This is a genomic window from Bradyrhizobium sp. USDA 4452 (genome assembly GCF_054063575.1).
In genome coordinates this window covers 3486803-3503831 of sequence record NZ_JBSSGK010000001.1, presented here as the reverse complement: position 1 = coordinate 3503831, position 17029 = coordinate 3486803, and the positions used below count along the sequence as shown (strand labels likewise).

Below are 17029 nucleotides of genomic sequence, written 5' to 3'. Positions count from 1 at the left end.
GCTTCGCTCGCAATGACGGGGAGAGGCTTTCGCTTGTCGTACCGCGCGAGGCGGCGGTTACGTGCCTTCCTCGTTGAACTTGCTGGCGACGAGTTCGGCGATGGCGTCGAGCGCCTGCTGCGCTTCGTCGCCCTTCGCGGAGACCACGACGGTGGTGCCGGGCCCCGCGGCCAGCATCATCAAGCCCATGATCGAGGTGCCGCCGACGGTTTCGCCGCCGCGCGTCACCCAGACCTCGGCGTTGAAGCGCTCGACCAGCTGGACGAACTTCGCCGACGCCCGCGCATGCAGGCCGCGCTTGTTGACGATCAGGAGTTCGCGCGAGACGGCGCCCGCTGGCACGCCCGGGCCGACATGGTTTCCGCCCGGGGCCTCGTCGCTCATTTGCCTGCGAGAACGCGGCTGGCGATGGTGACGTATTTGCGGCCGGCTTCCTGCGCCATCGCGATGGCATCCGGCAGCGAACGCTCCTCGCGAACCTTGGCAAGCTTGACCAGCATGGGAAGATTGATGCCCGCGAGCACTTCCACCTTCGGGCGGCTCATGCAGGAGATCGCAAGGTTCGACGGCGTGCCGCCGAACATGTCGGTGAGGATCGCAACGCCGTCGCCGCTATCGACGCGGTTCACCGCCTCGATGATGTCGCTTCGACAAAGATCGGAATCGTCCTCGGCCCCGATCGTAATCGCTTCAATTTGTTTCTGCGGACCCATGACGTGTTCGAGCGCCGCTCTGAACTCGTCGGCAAGGCGCCCATGGGTCACCAGCACTAGACCAATCATCGGAAACTCCTCGCGGGCGCCCTTTGGTGCACCGCACGAACGCGCCACTTTGACCATCCAGAGGCCCTGCGCAAGAGGGCATCTTGGCTAGTCTCCCGGTTCCTGGCGGTAGAGAGGGGAGGCTGCGCCGGCAAAATCCGACGCGATAGTGGATGTGATATGGTTACCAATTCCCTTCCCACAATTGGCCGCAAGATTACGGGGACATGAACTTTCAGGTTGTCGTCAGCGCAGCGACAACCAGCGGCAGGGGTTGGAAGCCGGCCGGCACAGGAATTCGCGGTACTAAAACACCATTTATTCGAGTCTCGAGCGCCTCCGGCGGCGGCAGCCGCTCGGCGTCATCGGCGGCAAGATCGACGATCAAGCCGACGACGGCCTCACCTGCGAACGGGCAATGGCGGATTCCGAGGCCTCGGATCTCGATCAGACCGGCCAATTGCGGTGCCGGACGAACCCACAATTGTTCGCCGGCTGTGTCGAGATGGACACGGTCATCCCCCACCAAAATGGCCGGCGGAAGCGCTCCGGCGCGTCCGGCGAGAATCAGATCGAAGGCGAGGCGCGACTTGCCGGCGCCCGACGGGCCGCGGATCAGCACCGCACGCTCGCCGATCAGAACGGCGGATGCGTGCACGCTTGAATTGTCGCTCATAGTGCCGGCAGCCTGACCACGAAACGAGCGCCGGCGACGGTGGGCTTGCCGTCTTCGTCCGCAGGGCCCACGCGGTTCTCGGCCCAGATGCGCCCGCCATGCGCTTCGATGATCTGCTTGGAGATCGAGAGCCCAAGGCCGGAGTTCTGGCCGAAGCCCTGGTGCGGCCGATCGGTGTAGAAGCGCTCGAAGATCCGCTCCAGCGCGTCCTCGCCGATGCCGGGCCCATCGTCGTCGACCAAGATCTCGACCTCGCCGCGGGTGCGGCGGCAGACGATACGCACCTTGTCGCCCGGCTTGGAGAATGATTGTGCGTTCGACAGCAGGTTCGAGATCACCTGGCCGAGCCGGGAATCATGGCCGGGGACAGCGAGCGTGTCGGTCGGTCCGCGGCCCTCGAAGCGGGCTTCGACGACCACGTCGTGGCCGAGCCGGGTCTCGTTGGCGACGCTCGTCAACGTGGTCAGCAGCCGCCGCAGATCGACCGGCGCCATGTCCTGGCGCTGCAATTCGGCGTCGAGCCGGCTCGCGTCGGAGATGTCGGAGATCAGGCGGTCGAGCCGCTTGACGTCATGCTCGATCACGGCGAGCAGCCGCGCGCGGCTGTTCTCGTTGCGCGCCAAAGGCAGCGTCTCGACTGCCGAGCGCAGCGAGGTCAGCGGGTTCTTCAGCTCATGGGCGACGTCGGCGGCGAACATCTCGATCGCCTCGATGCGGCTGTAGAGCGCGCTGGTCATGTCGCGCAGCGCGCCCGAGAGATGCCCGATCTCGTCGCGGCGTCCGGTGAAGTCGGGAATCTCCACGCGGGTCTGGATACGGTGGCGGACGCGCTCTGCGCTTTCGGCGAGCCGCCGCACCGGGCCTGCGATCGTGCTCGCCAGCAGCAGCGACAGCATGATCATGACCGCGGATGCGACCCCGCCGATCTTGAGGATGGCGAGGCGCTCGGACATCACCAACTGGTCGATGTCGTCGCCTTGCGTCGTCAGCATCAACGCGCCGCGCACCGCGCGGAAATGCTGCACCGGAACCGCAACCGAGACGATGATTGCGCCGCGATCGGTGACGCGCACCGCGCTGCCTTTCATGCCCTCCAGCGATTGCGCGACTTCGGAATAGCCCTTGCCGCCTTCGGGGCCGAGCTCGCGATAGATCGGCAGATCGCCGCGGTTGAGCCAGGTCTTGATCGTGGCCTTGGTCTTCTCATACAGCGACGGCTTCTCCGACGGCGGCGGCAGCTCCATGCGCAGCACGTCGCCGCGCGCGAACAGATTACGGCTGTCGAGGATCAGCCCGCCGTCGCGGTCGAAGATGCGGGCCCGCGTCTTGGTCGGCGCGATCAGGCGGCGCAGGACCGGCGCGACCCGCTCGGGATTGATCGGGAAATCCGCCGATTCGTCCGGCTGGCCGTAACTCTCGCCGGGCTTGAGGTCGAGCAGCCGATCGGGATCGATGGTGACCGTATTGCCTTCGACCGTCGCGGACGCCGCGATCGCCTCCGAGATGATCTCGGCGTAGACCAGAAGGCTCTGCGTGCGCGCCTCGATCAGGCCGGCGCGGAATTGCGAGAGATAGAGGATGCTGGCGACCAGCGCGACGAGGCCGGCGAGGTTGAGCGAGACGATGCGGCGCGTCAGGCTCGAGAACGACAGCGCGAAGAAGAACTGACCGGCACGGCGCAGCCAGCCGAGCGGACGGCGCCAGCCCTTGTCCTGGACCAGATCGTCGGCCACGGCTTCTTGATCGAGGAGCTGCGACGCGTCCTCGGTGTTCAGTCCCTGCTCGAGCTGCGTTCGATCAAGCACTTCGCAAAGCTGCCGGTTGGTATGGATGTCGTCCCGCGAAGCAGACAGTAGTCGCCCGAGCTTACCCCAGCCGTGCGGAGCCTGTCAGTCAACAAGCCGCCCGGGAAGCGCAGATCAGGCTTCCTTGAAGCGATAGCCGACGCCGTACAGCGTCTCGATCATCTCGAAGTCGTCGTCGACCACCTTGAACTTCTTGCGCAGCCGCTTGATGTGGCTGTCGATGGTGCGGTCGTCGACATAGACCTGGTCGTCATAGGCCGCGTCCATCAGCGCGTTGCGGCTCTTCACCACGCCGGGGCGGGTGGCGAGCGCCTGCAGGATCAGGAATTCGGTCACGGTGAGCGTCACCGGCTCGTTCTTCCAGGTGCAGGTGTGGCGCTCCGGATCCATCCGCAGCAGGCCGCGGTCGAGCGCGCGGGCGTCCGGCTCCTTCGGCGCGGCGGTCGGATCCTTCGGCTGGCCGCGGCGGAGCACGGCCTTGACGCGTTCGACCAGGAGGCGCTGGGAGAACGGCTTCCGGATGAAGTCGTCGGCGCCCATCTTCAGGCCGAACAATTCGTCGATCTCTTCATCCTTCGAGGTGAGGAAGATCACCGGCAGGTCGGACTTCTGGCGCAGCCGGCGCAGCGTTTCCATGCCGTCCATGCGCGGCATCTTGATATCGAGGATCGCAAGATCGGGCGGCGACGTGCGAAATCCATCCAGCGCCGACGCACCGTCCGTGTAGGTCATGATGCGATAGCCTTCGGCTTCGAGCGCGATCGAGACCGACGTAAGAATGTTGCGGTCGTCGTCGACCAAGGCGATTGTGGGCATGAGCTGCTTTCACAATGAGAGTGGCTTAGACGGCGGGCACTCTGGCGACTCGCCGCAGAATATGGGCTTCGAACGCGGTCAACGAGCAATGCAAGCTGGGCTGAAGTGTGACCGAGTTCCGCAAAAAACGCTCTGCGACCCACGCGTTGGACCCCCATATAGCACCCTGAGACCGTGAGAAAAGGCCCTTTCTTCAAAGGGAACCGCCCGCTTCGCCCTCAAAACGACCCGATAGGCCCATGCAACCGACCGCCGACTTCGATCCTGCCCACCTCGCCCGCTCGCTGCTCCGGCGCAGCCGTCAGGGCGCGCTCGCTACGTTGACGGCCGGCTCCGGCGATCCCTATTGCTCGCTGGTCAATCTGGCGAGCCACCCCGACGGCTCGCCGATCCTGCTGATCTCCCGGCTGGCGCTGCATACGAAGAACATTCTGGCCGACGACAGGGTGTCGCTGATGCTGGACGAGCGCGCCGAGGGCGATCCGCTGGAGGGCGCCCGGATCATGCTGGCCGGCCGAGCGGAGGAGGTCGCCGACGCCGGGCGAGAGCTCGTCCAACGGCGCTACCTTGGCGCTCATCCGTCGGCGGAAGCCTTTGTAGAATTTAAGGATTTCTCGTTTTTTGTGATCCGGCCGCGCGGCGCCCATCTGGTCGCCGGGTTCGGGCGGATCGTCGACCTGAAGCCTGCGCAGTTTCTGACCGATCTCAGCGGTGCCGACGCGCTGCTGGAGGCCGAGCCGGGCGCGGTGGCGCATATGAACGAGGACCACCGCGAGGCCATGAACCTCTACGCCACGCGGCTGCTGGCTGCGGAAAGTGCCGACTGGCTGTGCACCGGCTGCGACCCCGACGGCATGGACATGCAGGCCGGCCGTAACACGCTGCGGCTCGATTTCCCCGAGCGCGTCACCAACGGCACCGAGCTGCGCAAGATGCTGGTGCGGCTCGCCGGCGAGGCGCGCGCCAAGGAGTAGAGGAGGCTACCAGCCGATCCGAACGGCGGTGCTCCGCGCGGCGAGGCATGGTGTCGCACGGCCGCGGCGGCACGCGCGCTTGCCGGGCGTGACAGCGCAATCATTTCGTGCGGGCACATCTCACCATCGCCGATGGCCTCACGCACGTGCGTGAGCGCTGATTGCGTTACCAGAGATCGTTGCGGTCAGTGGTCTCACCGACGCTGCACGCAGGGCGTTGCGGAACATTCGCCGATGCCAAGCATTGACGCAGTCAAGCTGTTACGCTGGCGTGTTGAGCTCGATCGAGCTTGTGCTCACAGCCGGTGAATGGTGCTTGCATGTGCAACACGATCGTGGACGACGTGCTCGTCGGTGCGGCGCAGCGTCAACTTGTGGCAGTCTGGTTCAGCAACACATTCTCAGCGCGAAATGCATACCCGGCATTCCCCGGTGCTTTCGTTCGCATGACGCGAGGCGCACGCGGATCGCTGGCACTCTTTGTGCATCGCAATTCCCCCTGCTCGCAGCGGAAAAGGCGACGAAACGTCGCCCGATCGCCGCGAAAACAACGCGAAAGCGAAAGCAAAGCGAAACTGTTTCGCGCTGCGGTAATTGTGCCCAATGATGTGCCTGCCTTGGAATAAACCAAAAGCCATTCGACTGGCTTGGCAAGCCCGGCGATCCCCACTATTAGGTCGCCGGACCGGGGCCGAGAGGCTATATTCTGATGACGGTCATCACCGCGACGGGGCGCGACTAGCGACATTCGCGCGAACAAGGATACGCGGGTTCGAGGAGGTTCTTCGTGCAAGAGACGGGCGTGCATAACGGTGCCTTCGGTGCCGACAAATTCGGCTTAAAAAATCTCAAGGGCGTGCATTGGAACTACGGTGCGCCGCAGCTTTATGAGCACGCGTTGCGCAATGGCGAAGCGGTGCTCTCGGCCGATGGCGCGCTTTGCGCGGACACCGGTGAGTTCACCGGCCGCAGCCCGAAGGACAAGTTCACGGTCCGCGACGGTCTGACCGACAAGAGCATGTGGTGGGCCGGCAACCAGTCGATCACCTCGGAACAGTTCGCGACGCTGCATGCCGACTTCCTCAAGCATGCCGAAGGCATGACGCTGTTCGGGCAGGATCTCTACGGCGGCGCCGATCCGAAGCATCGCATCAAGACGCGTGTCTTCACCGAGCTCGCCTGGCACTCGCTGTTCATCCGCACGCTGCTCATTCGTCCAGAGACGTCGGAGCTCGCGAGCTTCGTGCCCGAACTCACGATCATCGATCTGCCGAGCTTCCGCGCCGATCCGAAACGTCACGGCTGCAAGTCGGAGAACGTGGTCGCGATCGATTTCGCCCGCAAGATCGTCCTGATCGGCGGCTCGCAATATGCCGGCGAGATGAAGAAGAGCGTGTTCACCACGCTGAACTATTACCTGCCCGAGAAGGGCGTGATGCCGATGCACTGCTCGGCCAATGTCGGCCCCGACGGCGACACCGCAATCTTCTTCGGCCTGTCCGGCACCGGCAAGACCACGCTCTCGGCCGATCCGAAGCGCACGCTGATCGGCGATGACGAGCATGGCTGGAGCGAGGACGGCGTCTTCAATTTCGAAGGCGGCTGCTACGCCAAGTGCATCAAGCTGTCGGGCGAAGCCGAGCCCGAGATCTATGCCGCCAGCAAGCGCTTCGGCGCGGTGCTGGAAAACGTCGTGCTCGGCGCCAACGATCGCGTGCCCGATTTCGACGACGGCTCGAAGACCGAGAACACCCGGTCGGCCTATCCGCTCGATTTCATCCCGAACGCCTCGCGCACCGGCTGCGCGCCGCATCCGAAGAATGTGGTGATGCTCGCCGCCGACGCCTTCGGCGTGATGCCGCCGATCGCCAAGCTGACGCCGGCGCAGGCGATGTATCACTTCCTGTCCGGTTACACCGCGAAGGTCGCGGGCACCGAGCGTGGTCTCGGCAACGAGCCGCAGCCGGAATTCTCGACCTGCTTCGGCTCGCCGTTCCTGCCGCGCGATCCGTCGGTGTACGGCAACATGCTGCGCGAGCTGATCGCCAAGCACAATGTCGACTGCTGGCTGGTCAACACCGGCTGGACCGGCGGCAAATACGGCACCGGCCGCCGCATGCCGATCAAGGTGACCCGCGCGCTGCTCACCGCGGCGCTGAACGGTAGCTTGCGCAACGCCGACTTCCGCACCGACAAGTATTTCGGCTTCGCGGTGCCGACCTCGTTGCCGGGGGTCGAACCGCACATCCTCGATCCGATCAAGACCTGGGCCGACAAGGCCGAGTTCGACAAGACCGCGCGTGCGCTGGTCGGCATGTTCCAGAAGAACTTCGCCAAGTTCGAAGCGCAGGTCGACGCCGAAGTCCGCGCCGCCGCGCCGGAAGTGAAGCTCGCGGCAGAGTAACGCGCGCTGATCTCGCGATTTGCAAAGGCGGCCCTGGTGGCCGCCTTTTTGCTTTTTGGGCGTAGTGAGCGCAGCGCGCTCCTTCTCGATCCGTCACCCTGAGGTGCGAGCGGAGCGAGCCTCGAAGGGTCGACGGCCACGAGCCGGGCCGTACATCCTTCGAGGCTCGCAAGTGCTCGCACCCCAGGATGACGGGGGCGGGGGATTGCGCTTCGCTACTCGCCTATCTCCGGCAGCACCGCGTTGCTCGGCGTCTGGCGGTCGGTGATCTGCAGGCCGAACAGGCTGCCGACCAATTCGACCGCGACGCGCGCGGTGCGGCCGCGTTCGTCGAGGAACGGATTGAGCTCGACGATATCGAGCGAACGCACCAATCCGGAATCGTGCAGCAGCTCCATGATGAGATGGGCTTCGCGATAGGTCGCGCCGCCCGGCACCGTGGTGCCGACGCCGGGCGCGATGTCCGGATCGAGAAAGTCGACGTCGAACGAGACATGCAGCACGCCGTTCTTCGCCCTGACGCGCTCGATGACGCGGCGGGTCAGCACGGCGACGCCGAACTCGTCGATCTGGCGCATGTCCGCGATCGAGACGTTGCGCTGCCGCAGCAGCTTGCGCTCCAGCGGGTCGACCGAGCGGGTGCCGATCAGCGCGAGCTGATCCGGCGGGATCGAGGCGCGCGGCAGCCCGCCGAGCAAGTCGTCGAGGCCCGCCTCGCCGCACAGGAACGCCGCCGACATGCCGTGCATGTTGCCGGTGATGGTGGTGGCCGGCGTGTTGTAGTCGGCATGCGCGTCGACCCACAGCGCAAACAGCGGCCGGCCTTTTTCCTGCCAGTAGCGCGCGACGCCGTTGATCGATCCCATCGACAGCGAGTGATCGCCGCCCATGAAGAGCGGGATCGCGCCCGAATGCGCCAGCCAATAGGCGCGCTCGGAGAGCGCGCGGGTCCAGGTCTTCACCTCGTCGTAGAATCTGGTGTTTGCCGGCACCGGGCCGTCGGCGACCACGGCCGGGATCGCAAGGTTGCCGTGATCGTCAACGTGGAAGTCGAGCTGCTCGAGCAGTCGCGCGATGCCCGCGGTGCGCAGCGCGTCCGGTCCCATCAGCGGGCCGGGCTGCGACGCGCCGATCTCGATGGGAACGCCGAGCAGGGCGATGCGCTGATGTTTGGAATTGTCGGCTTCGGACATGCGGCAGGGCTCCCAAAGGCGTGGAACAGAAGCGACGCGCCACTGTTCCCTCAACCCTCGAAATAGGCAAGGCGGTCCAGTCCGGCCATGTGGATAGCTGGTTTGTGCTTATGCTTTGAAATAAGCGATCTGCGTCGTGGTGGCGAGCAGGCGGCCGGACGGCGACCACAATTCGCCATGCTGGTCGCCGTAGCTCTTGTGGAAGGTCTTGGCATCGGCGGTCGCGAGCACGCGGGTGGTATCCTCCGCATCCAGGTCGGCAGCATCGACGTGGAAATAGGTCGTCAGCGACACCGTGCCGAACGGCACCAGCTCCTGCCGCGCGTGGAACACACGGCCGAAGAACGCGTCCGACATCGACATCAGCGACAGCGCATCGAGCTTGCGCGGGACGCGGTCGGCGATCCACAGCTTGGAGTAAGGGCTCGACAGCTGCTTCGCGCTGCCGCCGCCGAACTTCGGTTCGCCCTCGGCGAAACGGAAATCATACTGGTTGGCCCAGGTCATCGCGAGCTTCGGATAGGGCCGGAGCTCTTCGAACGGTACGGCGCCGGGAAACTCCGCCGGCTGATGCGACCATGACGGGCGGCGCTCGGCGAACACCGCGGTCGCCAAGGTCGTGACCTCGCCGCCGCCTTGCGTCATCTCGACCGACCAGTGCTGGCTCGAGCGGTTGCTTCTCACCAGGCGGACATCGAGATCGAACACGCCCTCGGCGACCGGCGCGCAGTAATTCACCGTCAGCGCCAGCGGCTCGCCGGCGCGCTGCGGGTGCTGCATCAGGGCGCGCAGGATCGTGGCGGCGGTGCAGCCGCCGAACGGGCCGACGAACGCCCAGTAGTCCGGGCTGGTCCGTCCCTGCCAGCGGCTGTCGCCGGCAGTCACGGCGGTCGCTTCATCGAAAAGGTGCGGAGCCTTGGTGAGCATGCATGACCCTGAATATTTGTTCGTCATTGCGAGGAGCGGAGCGACGAAGCAATCCATACGCCTGCATGTGGGGTGCGACGGACCGCTTCGCCACGCTCGGAATGACGCTCGACATGCAATAGTCCGGCAACGATGCCGAATTGAATGACGTCCGAGGTCATCGATTTCCGCGTCCCGGGATTACCCCTTCGCCTCGCGCTGGCTGCCGAGCTGCGGAGAGGCACTCGGATGCACCGGCACGTGCCAGATGTCCTCGGCGTATTCGCGGATGGTGCGGTCGGAGGAGAACCACGCCATGCGCGCGACGTTGAGGATCGAGGCGCGGGTCCAGGCCGGGGGCACCCGCCAGCGCGCGTCGATGCCGCGCTGTGCGTCATAGTAGGAATCGAAATCGGCCGAGACCATGTAGTGGTCGAGATAGCGCAGCGCGTGCCCGATCGAGGCGAAGCGCGCGGCATCGCCTGGCGAGAATTCGCCGCTCTCGATGGCGCGGATCGCGCGCTCGAGCCGCGGCGATTTGCGGATGATGTCGCTGGCATCGAGGCCCTGCTTGCGGCGGACCATGACGTCGCCGGCCTCCAGGCCGAAGATCGCGATGTTCTCCTCGCCGACATTGTCGCGGATCTCGATGTTGGCGCCGTCGAGCGTGCCGATGGTCAGCGCGCCGTTCAGCGCGAGCTTCATGTTGCCGGTGCCCGAGGCCTCCATGCCGGCAGTCGAGATCTGCTCGGACAGATCGGCGGCGGGGATGATCACCTCGGCGAGGCTGACATTGTAGTCGGCGAGGAAGGCAACCTTCAGCCTGCCGCCGAGCGAAGCGTCGTTGTTGACGATCTCGGCGACGTCGTTGATCAGCTTGATGATCAATTTGGCGTAGCGGTAGCTCGCCGCGGCCTTGCCCGCGAAGATCTTGACCCGCGGCACCCAGTTCGCCCCCGGATCGTCCTTCATCGCGTGATACAGCGCGATGGTTTCCAGGATGTTGAGCAGCTGCCGCTTGTATTCGTGGATGCGCTTGATCTGCACGTCGAACAGCGCCGACGGATCGACCTTGATGTGGTTGCGCTCGCCGATCAGCCGCGCCAGCGCCAGCTTGTTGTGATGCTTGACGTCGCGAAAGCGCTTCTGGAATTCGAGGTCGCTCGAGTGGGGCTCGAGCCGCTCGAGCAGCGAGAAGTCGTCGAGCACGGCCTCGCCGCAGGTCTCGCGCAGCAGCGCGGTCAGCCGCGGATTGGCCAGCATCAGCCAGCGGCGGAAGGTGATGCCGTTGGTCTTGTTGGTGATGCGCTGGGGATAGAGATGATGCAGGTCGTGGAACACGGTCTCCTTCATCAGGTCGGAATGCATCGCGGAGACGCCGTTGATGCGATGCGAGCCGACGAAGGCGAGCTGGCCCATCCGCACCCGCCGGCCGCTGCGCTCGTCGATCAGCGACACCGAGGCGCGGTATTCGATGTCGCCGGGGAAGCGCTCCTCGGCGAGCGCCAGATGCGCCACGTTGATGCGGTAGATGATCTCGAGGTGCCGCGGCAAGAGCCGCTCGAACAATTCGACCGGCCAGGTCTCGAGCGCCTCCGGCAGCAGGGTGTGATTGGTGTAGGACAGCGTCGCGACGGTGATCTTCCAGGCTTCGTCCCAGCGGAAATTGTGCAGGTCGACCAGGATGCGCATCAGCTCGGTGACCGCAAGGCTCGGATGGGTGTCGTTGAGCTGCACCGCCGCCTTCTGTGCGAGGTTGCGCAGGCCGCCGTCGGAGGCGAGATGCCGGTTGACGAGATCCTGCAACGAGGCCGAGACGAAGAAATATTCCTGGCGCAGCCGCAGCTCGCGGCCCGCCGCGCTCTCGTCGTTCGGATAGAGGAATTTGCAGATCGCTTCCGCGCGCGCCTGCTCGGCGCTCGCCGAGACGTAGTCGCCGGTGTTGAAGACGTCGAGCTTGAGCGGGTCGGGCGCGTGCGCCGACCACAGCCGAAGCGCATTGACGTGCTGGCCGCGCCAGCCGACGATCGGCGTGTCGTAGGCCATCGCCTCGACGGTTTCCGCGGGATGCCAGGTGGCGCGGTCGCGGCCGCGCTCGTCGACATGCTCGACAGTGCCGCCGAAATGGACGTTGTAGACCACCTCCGGCCGCTGGAATTCCCAGGGGTTGCCGAAGGCGAGCCATTCGTCGGGATATTCCTGCTGCCAGCCTTGATTCATGATCTGGCGGAACAGGCCGAAATCGTAGCGGATGCCGTAGCCGGTCGCCGGGATCGCCAGCGTCGCCATGCTCTCCATGAAGCAGGCCGCGAGCCGCCCGAGGCCGCCATTGCCGAGCGCGGCGTCCGGCTCGCATTTGCGCAGGTCGGAGAGGTCGACGCCGAGGTCGCCGAGCGCCGCCTCGAACAGCGGCAGCAATCCCATATTGTTCAGCGCGTCGGTGAACAGGCGGCCGATCAGGAATTCGAGCGAGAGATAATAGACGCGCTTGGCGCCGGCGTCGTAGCTCTGCTTCTCGGCCGTCAGCCAGTGGTGCACGATGCGGTCGCGCAGCGCCAGCGCCGCCGCCTTGTACCAGTCACGCCGGGTCGCCATGCCGGCATCCTTGCCGATCGCAAGCCGCAGCTTGGCGAGGATCGCGCCCTTGATCTCGGCCAGCGCCAGCTCGTCGATCGGCTGGTTCAATGCCGGGTAGTTTGTTTGTTCGTGCAAAACGCCCAATCCCTGCCGTTCAGATCGATCATGATGCGAGCATCACGATCTCATCGCCTTGTTCGAGCATGGCCCCCGGAAACTCCGATGTCCGCGCCTCCCGATCATGCTCCACACAATGATACGCGCGTTGCATGGCAATCGAAACCGTCCGGAACAAGGCCATGCGCCGCGCTGCCGAGATTTTATGCAAGGACCGGGCCGCTCCGGGAACCTTTTGGGCCTCCGCCTCCCGGCATCGGTGCTACGATTGGCGGTGGAGAGCGAGTTTTCGCGACGATTTAGCGGAGGATGCGATGAGACTCCTGATCGAGATCGCGGCCGCGGCATTCCTCGTGGTGTGCATCACGGCGACCAGCGCAGCCTATGCCGCGGGCAGACCGGGCCGCAGCGCCGATGGTCTGACTTGCGGCTTCAGCATGCCGCAGAACGCATCGCCGGCCGCGCGCTGTGCCGCCATCAAGCGGCAATGCGGCGGCAAGTTCTATGCGAATGCCTGCGGCGACAGACTGCTGTCCGCCGCGAATTGAACGAGCCGCGCAACGCAGCTTCGCGCCCGTTGGGAACACCGGAGTGGTACGGATTTCCAGGACTTAACGAGTTCTTTACAAACACAGCTGTCGCTCGTGGGGCGGGCACATTTTTCAGCTCCGACGCATTTCATACCGAAGCAGTATTCAACGGGCCGCTGACCTGATCAGCGGCCCGAATTGCGTCTGGGGCATACGCGCGTGGCGGGGCGATGATGCTCGCTCGCGCCACATCGTCGTCCTGGCTTCGCCAGGACGACGACCAACAACGACGATCCATAAACCAATCAGAACGAATTAAGAACACTTTAGCAAGCCTTTGATATATCATTGTGATTCGGCGCCTGCGCCGATACAATATCTATGGTCTCCAAGTCTCCGCGAGGACTACATGTCCACCATCGCCTTTGATCAATTCGCCCTGACCCGGATTGCCGATTTCGCGCGGTCGCTGTCGCGGCTGCACCAGGCCTCGCGGCGCCAGCCGATCGACGACGACCAGCTCGATCGCGAGTTCAACGCGGTCTGCATGTCGATCTGGGGCTACACGACCGATGATTTCAGCGACGAGCTGTTCTCGCTGGAGGATCATGCCTGGCTCGATACGCTCGATGCGGCGCATGCGCGCATCTTCGCGGCCGAGCAGGGCTACGACCTCGTCGACGATCAGGGCATGCTGACCGACTGGTGGGGCTATTGCTGGATGATCCTCGCCGAGAAGCGCGGCATCCTCACTCCGGAGAACCGCGCCGCGGCACGGGCCGCGATCGAGGAGAAATACATGGCCGCACCGAATGTGATCGGCGTGATCGTGGCGCGCTGACGGCTTGCGCCGGTCAGTCCACCTCGGCCCGCTTGGCGGGCTTTGCGGCCTGGCCCTTTGGCACCACCGACGACGGCGCCGGCGGCGCGACATCGCTCCTGGTTTCCGGCAGCGGCGCGTCGCTGGCGATCTCGGCGCTGACGGGCGCGACCTTCATCTCGCCGAGCCGCGCGCGGACCGCCGCGGTCAGTCCGGGATAGGAGGCGACCGGCGTGAAGTCGAACGACTGCTCGTTGCCGACGCGGATGCCGGTGTAGGCGACGAGGCCGTCGGTGGTTGCGATCACGTCGCCGGCCTTCAGCGAGGCATCGAGCGCAAGGTCGACCGGCGCGAGCCCGGCCGGGTCGCGACCGTTGCAGGTGCAGTCGGCGCGCAGCGCCTTGCGATAGGCGAAGGCGGTTTCGCTGTCGGTGTAGCGCTCACCCGTGGCCGAGGCGGAGCTGTCGATATGGCTGCCGTAATAGACCTTGGTCGCGCTCGCCGGGCAGAACGCCTGGCAGAGCTGCGCCGGCGTCGCGTTGCCGCGCAGCGTCAGCGGGAAATACTTGCCGTCGCAGCTGCGCACGCAATAGGCCGGTCCGGACCCGGCCACGCGCGGCGCCGAGGTCGGCGCAGACTGCTGCCGTTCAGGCTGCTGGTTGAGGCCGAACGGATCGGCGAAGAAATTGGGTTGCGGCGGGGCCTGCCGGCCCTGCTGCTTCTGGGAACCGCCGAAGAAGAAGTCGAACAGCCCTTCGGCCGAGACAGGAGCGGGCACGACCAGAACGGAACCCGCGAACGCAGCGGCGGCAAGCATCACGCGGCGCCGCACGCGCCGATCACTCAACTCTGTACGCAACGCCAACTCCACCCGACGCGCCACGCCGCGGCGACAAGCTGCCCCGGCGAATTCACCTTAAGACGGGATGGTAAACGAGCGATTGATCGAGCGTGACGTCGTCACAAGAAGCAGGCGGACGCGCGCGAACTCCTCCTCACCTCGCCCCGCTTGCGGGGAGAGGTCGGATCGCATCGCGAGATGCGATCCGGGTGAGGGGGGTACAGGTCCCACGGCACACACGATTCGTGGACGCAGTCCCTCACCCCAACCCTCTCCCCCGTAAGAACGGGGAGAGGGGGAGCAAAAGCCCTCAGTCCTTCAGGAACTCGCCGGCCTTGTACAGCGCGCGGAACGGCAAGCCGGCTTCGGCGAACGTCTCGGTCGCGCCTTCCTCGCGGTCGACCATGGTGAACACCAGCGCGATCTCGCCGCCGGCCTCGCGCACGGCTTCCACGGCCTTCAGCGCCGAGCCGCCGGTCGTGGTGACGTCCTCGACGATCACGATGCGCTTGCCCGCGAGTGTCTCGCCCTTGGCGAGCCCTTCAACGGCGAGCCGCGCGCCGTGCTCCTTCGGCTTCTTGCGCACGAAGAAGGCCGCGATCGGATGACCCTTCAGCCAGGACAGCTGCGCAATGGCGCCGGCGAGCGGCACCGCGCCCATCTCGAGCCCGCCGACGAAATCGAGCTTGTCGTCCTTCAGCGCCTCATAGGTGAGCTCGGCGAGCAGCGCTGCGCCTTCAGGATCGAGCATCGTCGGCTTCAGGTTGAAATAGAAGTCGCTCTTGCGGCCCGACGCCAGGGTGATCTCGCCGCGGCCGAACGAACGCTTGCGGATGATCTCGGCGAGGCGGGCGCGGGAGGCTGATTTGGACAAAGGCTTTTTCCCTTGAGGGTTCTTCGGGGGCTTTGAGGCGGCCGGCAATCTATCGGCGGTCCGCCGCACATTCCAGCGGGTAAATCCCGCCGTCAACAGTGCCCGCGCCGCCATTTCAGCGCAGCCGTGTGCGGAAAGCGCGGGTTGTGCGGCCCCCGGCTTCCCCCTAAAGCAAGCGCCAAACACCCGGCCAAACACTTGCGAGGGAAGCGGAAATGACCATCGAGCTGCACACCTGGAACACGCCCAATGGCCGCAAGATCTCGGTGGCGCTGGAGGAAATGGGGCTGCCCTACAAGGTGATTCCGGTGAATATCGGCAAGGGCGAGCAGATGGCGCCCGCCTTCCTCGCGATCAGCCCGAACAACAAGATCCCGGCGATCGTCGATCCGGATGGGCCCGGCGGCAAGCCGGTCAGCATCTTCGAGTCCGGCGCGATCCTGCTCTATCTCGGCGAGAAGACCGGCAAGTTCCTGCCGAAACCGCTCATCGAGCGGATCCCGGTCTACGAGTGGCTGATGTGGCAGATGGGCGGCTTCGGCCCGATGCCGGGCCAGGTGCACCATTTCATCGCGCTGGAGAACGAGCAGGACCGCGCCTACGGGTTGAAGCGCTACATGACCGAGACACGGCGGCTGTACGGCGTGCTGGACCGCCGGCTTGCCGACCGCGACTTCGTCGCCGGCGATCTCTCGGTGGCTGATTTCGCCATTCTCGGCTGGGCCTGGCGCCATCCGCGCCACAAGGTGGATCTGGCCGACTTCCCCAACGTCAAGCGCTGGTACGAGACGCTGATGGCCCGCCCGGCGACGAAGCGGGGGATGGAAGCGAAGCTGGATTGAGGGGCGCTCTACCACCCTACGCGCTTACTTCCCTGCTCCCCTTGCGGGAGACGGTACTGATCACGCCCGCCGCGCCTCGAGCGCCATCTTCATCGCAAGCCCGGCGAGCACCGTGCCCATCAGCCAGCGCTGCACCAGCAGCCAGGTCGGGCGGGTGCCGAGGAACACCGCGATCGAGCCGGCGGCGAGTGCGATCATCGCATTGACGCTGACGCTGATCACGATCTGGATCGAGCCGAGCGCGAGCGACTGCGTCAGCACGCTGCCACCGGCCGGATCGATGAACTGCGGCAGCAGCGCGAGATAGAGCATCGCGATCTTCGGGTTGAGCAGATTGGTCAGGAAGCCCATCGCGAACAATTTGCGCGGGCCGTCGACCTTCAGCGCCTTGACCTGGAACGGCGAGCGGCCGCCCGGCTTCAGCGCCTGCCATGCCAGCCAGAGCAGATAGGCGGCGCCGGCGAAGCGCAGCGCGTCATAGGCATAGGGAATAGCGAACAGCAGCGCGGTGATGCCGAATGCCGCGCACAGCATGTAGAACACGAAGCCGAGCGCGACGCCGCCGAGCGAGACGATGCCGGCCGCCGGCCCCTGCGTGATCGAGCGCGAGATCAGGTACATCATGTTCGGCCCCGGCGTCAGCACCATTCCGAGGCAGACGAGCGCAAAGCCGAGCAGAGCGGATGTGTGGGGCATGACGGGTCTCGCAAGGGATACACGTTCTTAGCGTGTCGCCCGCTGAGCGGCCATGCAGGAATTGCTCTCGGAGCAATGTGGTTTGCACCTCACCCGGTCTCTTGTCGTCATTCCGGGGCGTGCGAAGCACGAACCCGGAATCCATCAGGCGGCGTAATTTGTGGATGGATGGATTCCGGGTTCTCGCCTGCGGCGAG

At 65.3% G+C, this 17029-nt stretch carries 16 protein-coding genes; 5 read left to right on the top strand and 11 right to left on the bottom strand.

Features of this window, described 5'->3' with window-relative positions; translation table 11 throughout:
- Positions 1-57: 57 nt before the first annotated feature.
- The 5 genes from ACVISU_RS16830 to ACVISU_RS16810 form a co-directional block, all read right to left on the bottom strand.
- Entirely contained in the window at positions 58-384 is a 327-nt protein-coding gene (locus ACVISU_RS16830; protein ID WP_050405987.1) for an HPr family phosphocarrier protein, read from the bottom strand.
- On the bottom strand, positions 381-782 hold the full coding sequence (locus ACVISU_RS16825; RefSeq protein WP_021076632.1) for a PTS sugar transporter subunit IIA: 402 nt from the start codon (positions 780-782) through the stop codon (positions 381-383). Before ACVISU_RS16825 ends, ACVISU_RS16830 begins: the two co-directional genes overlap by 4 nt.
- A 214-nt stretch (positions 783-996) precedes the next feature.
- On the bottom strand, positions 997-1437 hold the full coding sequence (locus ACVISU_RS16820; protein WP_050405988.1) for an HPr kinase/phosphorylase: 441 nt from the start codon (positions 1435-1437) through the stop codon (positions 997-999).
- The gene (locus ACVISU_RS16815; RefSeq protein WP_050405989.1) at positions 1434-3242 is read right to left on the bottom strand and encodes a sensor histidine kinase; all 1809 of its coding nucleotides are present in this window, start codon (positions 3240-3242) and stop codon (positions 1434-1436) included. The genes ACVISU_RS16820 and ACVISU_RS16815 overlap by 4 nt, the downstream gene beginning before the upstream one ends.
- Before the next feature lie 114 nt (positions 3243-3356).
- The gene (locus ACVISU_RS16810) at positions 3357-4058 is read right to left on the bottom strand and encodes a response regulator transcription factor (protein ID WP_016843287.1); all 702 of its coding nucleotides are present in this window, start codon (positions 4056-4058) and stop codon (positions 3357-3359) included.
- 239 nt (positions 4059-4297) lie between these two features.
- Here ACVISU_RS16810 and ACVISU_RS16805 point away from each other — a divergent pair, with 239 nt between their 5' ends.
- Together ACVISU_RS16805 and ACVISU_RS16800 are read left to right on the top strand one after the other, a co-directional pair.
- Positions 4298-5032 carry a HugZ family pyridoxamine 5'-phosphate oxidase gene (locus ACVISU_RS16805; protein WP_456707650.1) on the top strand — a complete coding sequence of 245 codons (735 nt, stop codon included), beginning with the start codon at positions 4298-4300 and terminating at the stop codon, positions 5030-5032.
- Positions 5033-5819: 787 nt separating this feature from the next.
- A complete protein-coding gene (locus ACVISU_RS16800; RefSeq protein WP_050405991.1) occupies positions 5820-7436 on the top strand; it encodes a phosphoenolpyruvate carboxykinase in 1617 nt (538 codons plus the stop codon).
- A 215-nt stretch (positions 7437-7651) separates the two neighbouring features.
- Here the strand turns inward: ACVISU_RS16800 and rocF are convergent, their stop codons facing one another.
- From rocF to ACVISU_RS16785, 3 genes are all read right to left on the bottom strand, one after another.
- Positions 7652-8629, bottom strand: a complete 978-nt coding sequence (rocF, locus tag ACVISU_RS16795; RefSeq protein ID WP_456707649.1) for an arginase — start codon at positions 8627-8629, stop codon at positions 7652-7654.
- 108 nt (positions 8630-8737) lie between these two features.
- Positions 8738-9556, bottom strand: coding sequence for an acyl-CoA thioesterase (locus ACVISU_RS16790; protein ID WP_456707648.1), 819 nt, complete (start codon positions 9554-9556; stop codon positions 8738-8740).
- A gap of 180 nt (positions 9557-9736) precedes the next feature.
- Positions 9737-12247, bottom strand: coding sequence for a glycogen/starch/alpha-glucan phosphorylase (locus ACVISU_RS16785; RefSeq protein ID WP_050405994.1), 2511 nt, complete (start codon positions 12245-12247; stop codon positions 9737-9739).
- 296 nt (positions 12248-12543) lie between these two features.
- On the opposite strand from ACVISU_RS16785, the gene ACVISU_RS16780 reads away from it, so the two are divergent.
- Both ACVISU_RS16780 and ACVISU_RS16775 read left to right on the top strand, forming a co-directional pair.
- Positions 12544-12777 (top strand): hypothetical protein, encoded by a 234-nt coding sequence (locus ACVISU_RS16780; RefSeq protein ID WP_456707647.1) that lies wholly within the window; start codon positions 12544-12546, stop codon positions 12775-12777.
- Between the two features lie 391 nt (positions 12778-13168).
- Entirely contained in the window at positions 13169-13600 is a 432-nt protein-coding gene (locus tag ACVISU_RS16775; protein WP_456707646.1) for a hypothetical protein, read from the top strand.
- Positions 13601-13613: 13 nt separating this feature from the next.
- On the opposite strand, the gene ACVISU_RS16770 is transcribed toward ACVISU_RS16775, so the two are convergent.
- Positions 13614-14396 carry a DUF2865 domain-containing protein gene (locus ACVISU_RS16770; RefSeq protein ID WP_456710834.1) on the bottom strand — a complete coding sequence of 261 codons (783 nt, stop codon included), beginning with the start codon at positions 14394-14396 and terminating at the stop codon, positions 13614-13616.
- A gap of 334 nt (positions 14397-14730) precedes the next feature.
- The gene (pyrE, locus tag ACVISU_RS16765) at positions 14731-15294 is read right to left on the bottom strand and encodes an orotate phosphoribosyltransferase (protein ID WP_050405999.1); all 564 of its coding nucleotides are present in this window, start codon (positions 15292-15294) and stop codon (positions 14731-14733) included.
- A gap of 215 nt (positions 15295-15509) precedes the next feature.
- Between pyrE and ACVISU_RS16760 the strand changes: the two genes are divergently transcribed.
- Positions 15510-16136, top strand: a complete 627-nt coding sequence (locus ACVISU_RS16760) for a glutathione S-transferase family protein (protein WP_456707645.1) — start codon at positions 15510-15512, stop codon at positions 16134-16136.
- Between the two features lie 60 nt (positions 16137-16196).
- On the opposite strand, the gene ACVISU_RS16755 is transcribed toward ACVISU_RS16760, so the two are convergent.
- The gene (locus ACVISU_RS16755; RefSeq protein ID WP_050406001.1) at positions 16197-16832 is read right to left on the bottom strand and encodes a LysE family translocator; all 636 of its coding nucleotides are present in this window, start codon (positions 16830-16832) and stop codon (positions 16197-16199) included.
- Positions 16833-17029: the final 197 nt, after the last annotated feature.

What these genes read in the sequence shown, in the direction of transcription:
- ACVISU_RS16830 (WP_050405987.1), bottom strand. Translation starts at nt 384, where the DNA reads ATGAGCGACGAGGCCCCGGGCGGAAACCATGTCGGCCCGGGCGTGCCA.
- ACVISU_RS16825 (WP_021076632.1), bottom strand. Translation starts at nt 782, where the DNA reads ATGATTGGTCTAGTGCTGGTGACCCATGGGCGCCTTGCCGACGAGTTC.
- ACVISU_RS16820 (WP_050405988.1), bottom strand. Translation starts at nt 1,437, where the DNA reads ATGAGCGACAATTCAAGCGTGCACGCATCCGCCGTTCTGATCGGCGAG.
- ACVISU_RS16810 (WP_016843287.1), bottom strand. Translation starts at nt 4,058, where the DNA reads ATGCCCACAATCGCCTTGGTCGACGACGACCGCAACATTCTTACGTCG.
- ACVISU_RS16805 (WP_456707650.1), top strand. Translation starts at nt 4,298, where the DNA reads ATGCAACCGACCGCCGACTTCGATCCTGCCCACCTCGCCCGCTCGCTG.
- rocF (WP_456707649.1), bottom strand. Translation starts at nt 8,629, where the DNA reads ATGTCCGAAGCCGACAATTCCAAACATCAGCGCATCGCCCTGCTCGGC.
- ACVISU_RS16790 (WP_456707648.1), bottom strand. Translation starts at nt 9,556, where the DNA reads ATGCTCACCAAGGCTCCGCACCTTTTCGATGAAGCGACCGCCGTGACT.
- ACVISU_RS16780 (WP_456707647.1), top strand. Translation starts at nt 12,544, where the DNA reads ATGAGACTCCTGATCGAGATCGCGGCCGCGGCATTCCTCGTGGTGTGC.
- ACVISU_RS16775 (WP_456707646.1), top strand. Translation starts at nt 13,169, where the DNA reads ATGTCCACCATCGCCTTTGATCAATTCGCCCTGACCCGGATTGCCGAT.
- ACVISU_RS16770 (WP_456710834.1), bottom strand. Translation starts at nt 14,396, where the DNA reads ATGCTTGCCGCCGCTGCGTTCGCGGGTTCCGTTCTGGTCGTGCCCGCT.
- ACVISU_RS16760 (WP_456707645.1), top strand. Translation starts at nt 15,510, where the DNA reads ATGACCATCGAGCTGCACACCTGGAACACGCCCAATGGCCGCAAGATC.
- ACVISU_RS16755 (WP_050406001.1), bottom strand. Translation starts at nt 16,832, where the DNA reads ATGCCCCACACATCCGCTCTGCTCGGCTTTGCGCTCGTCTGCCTCGGA.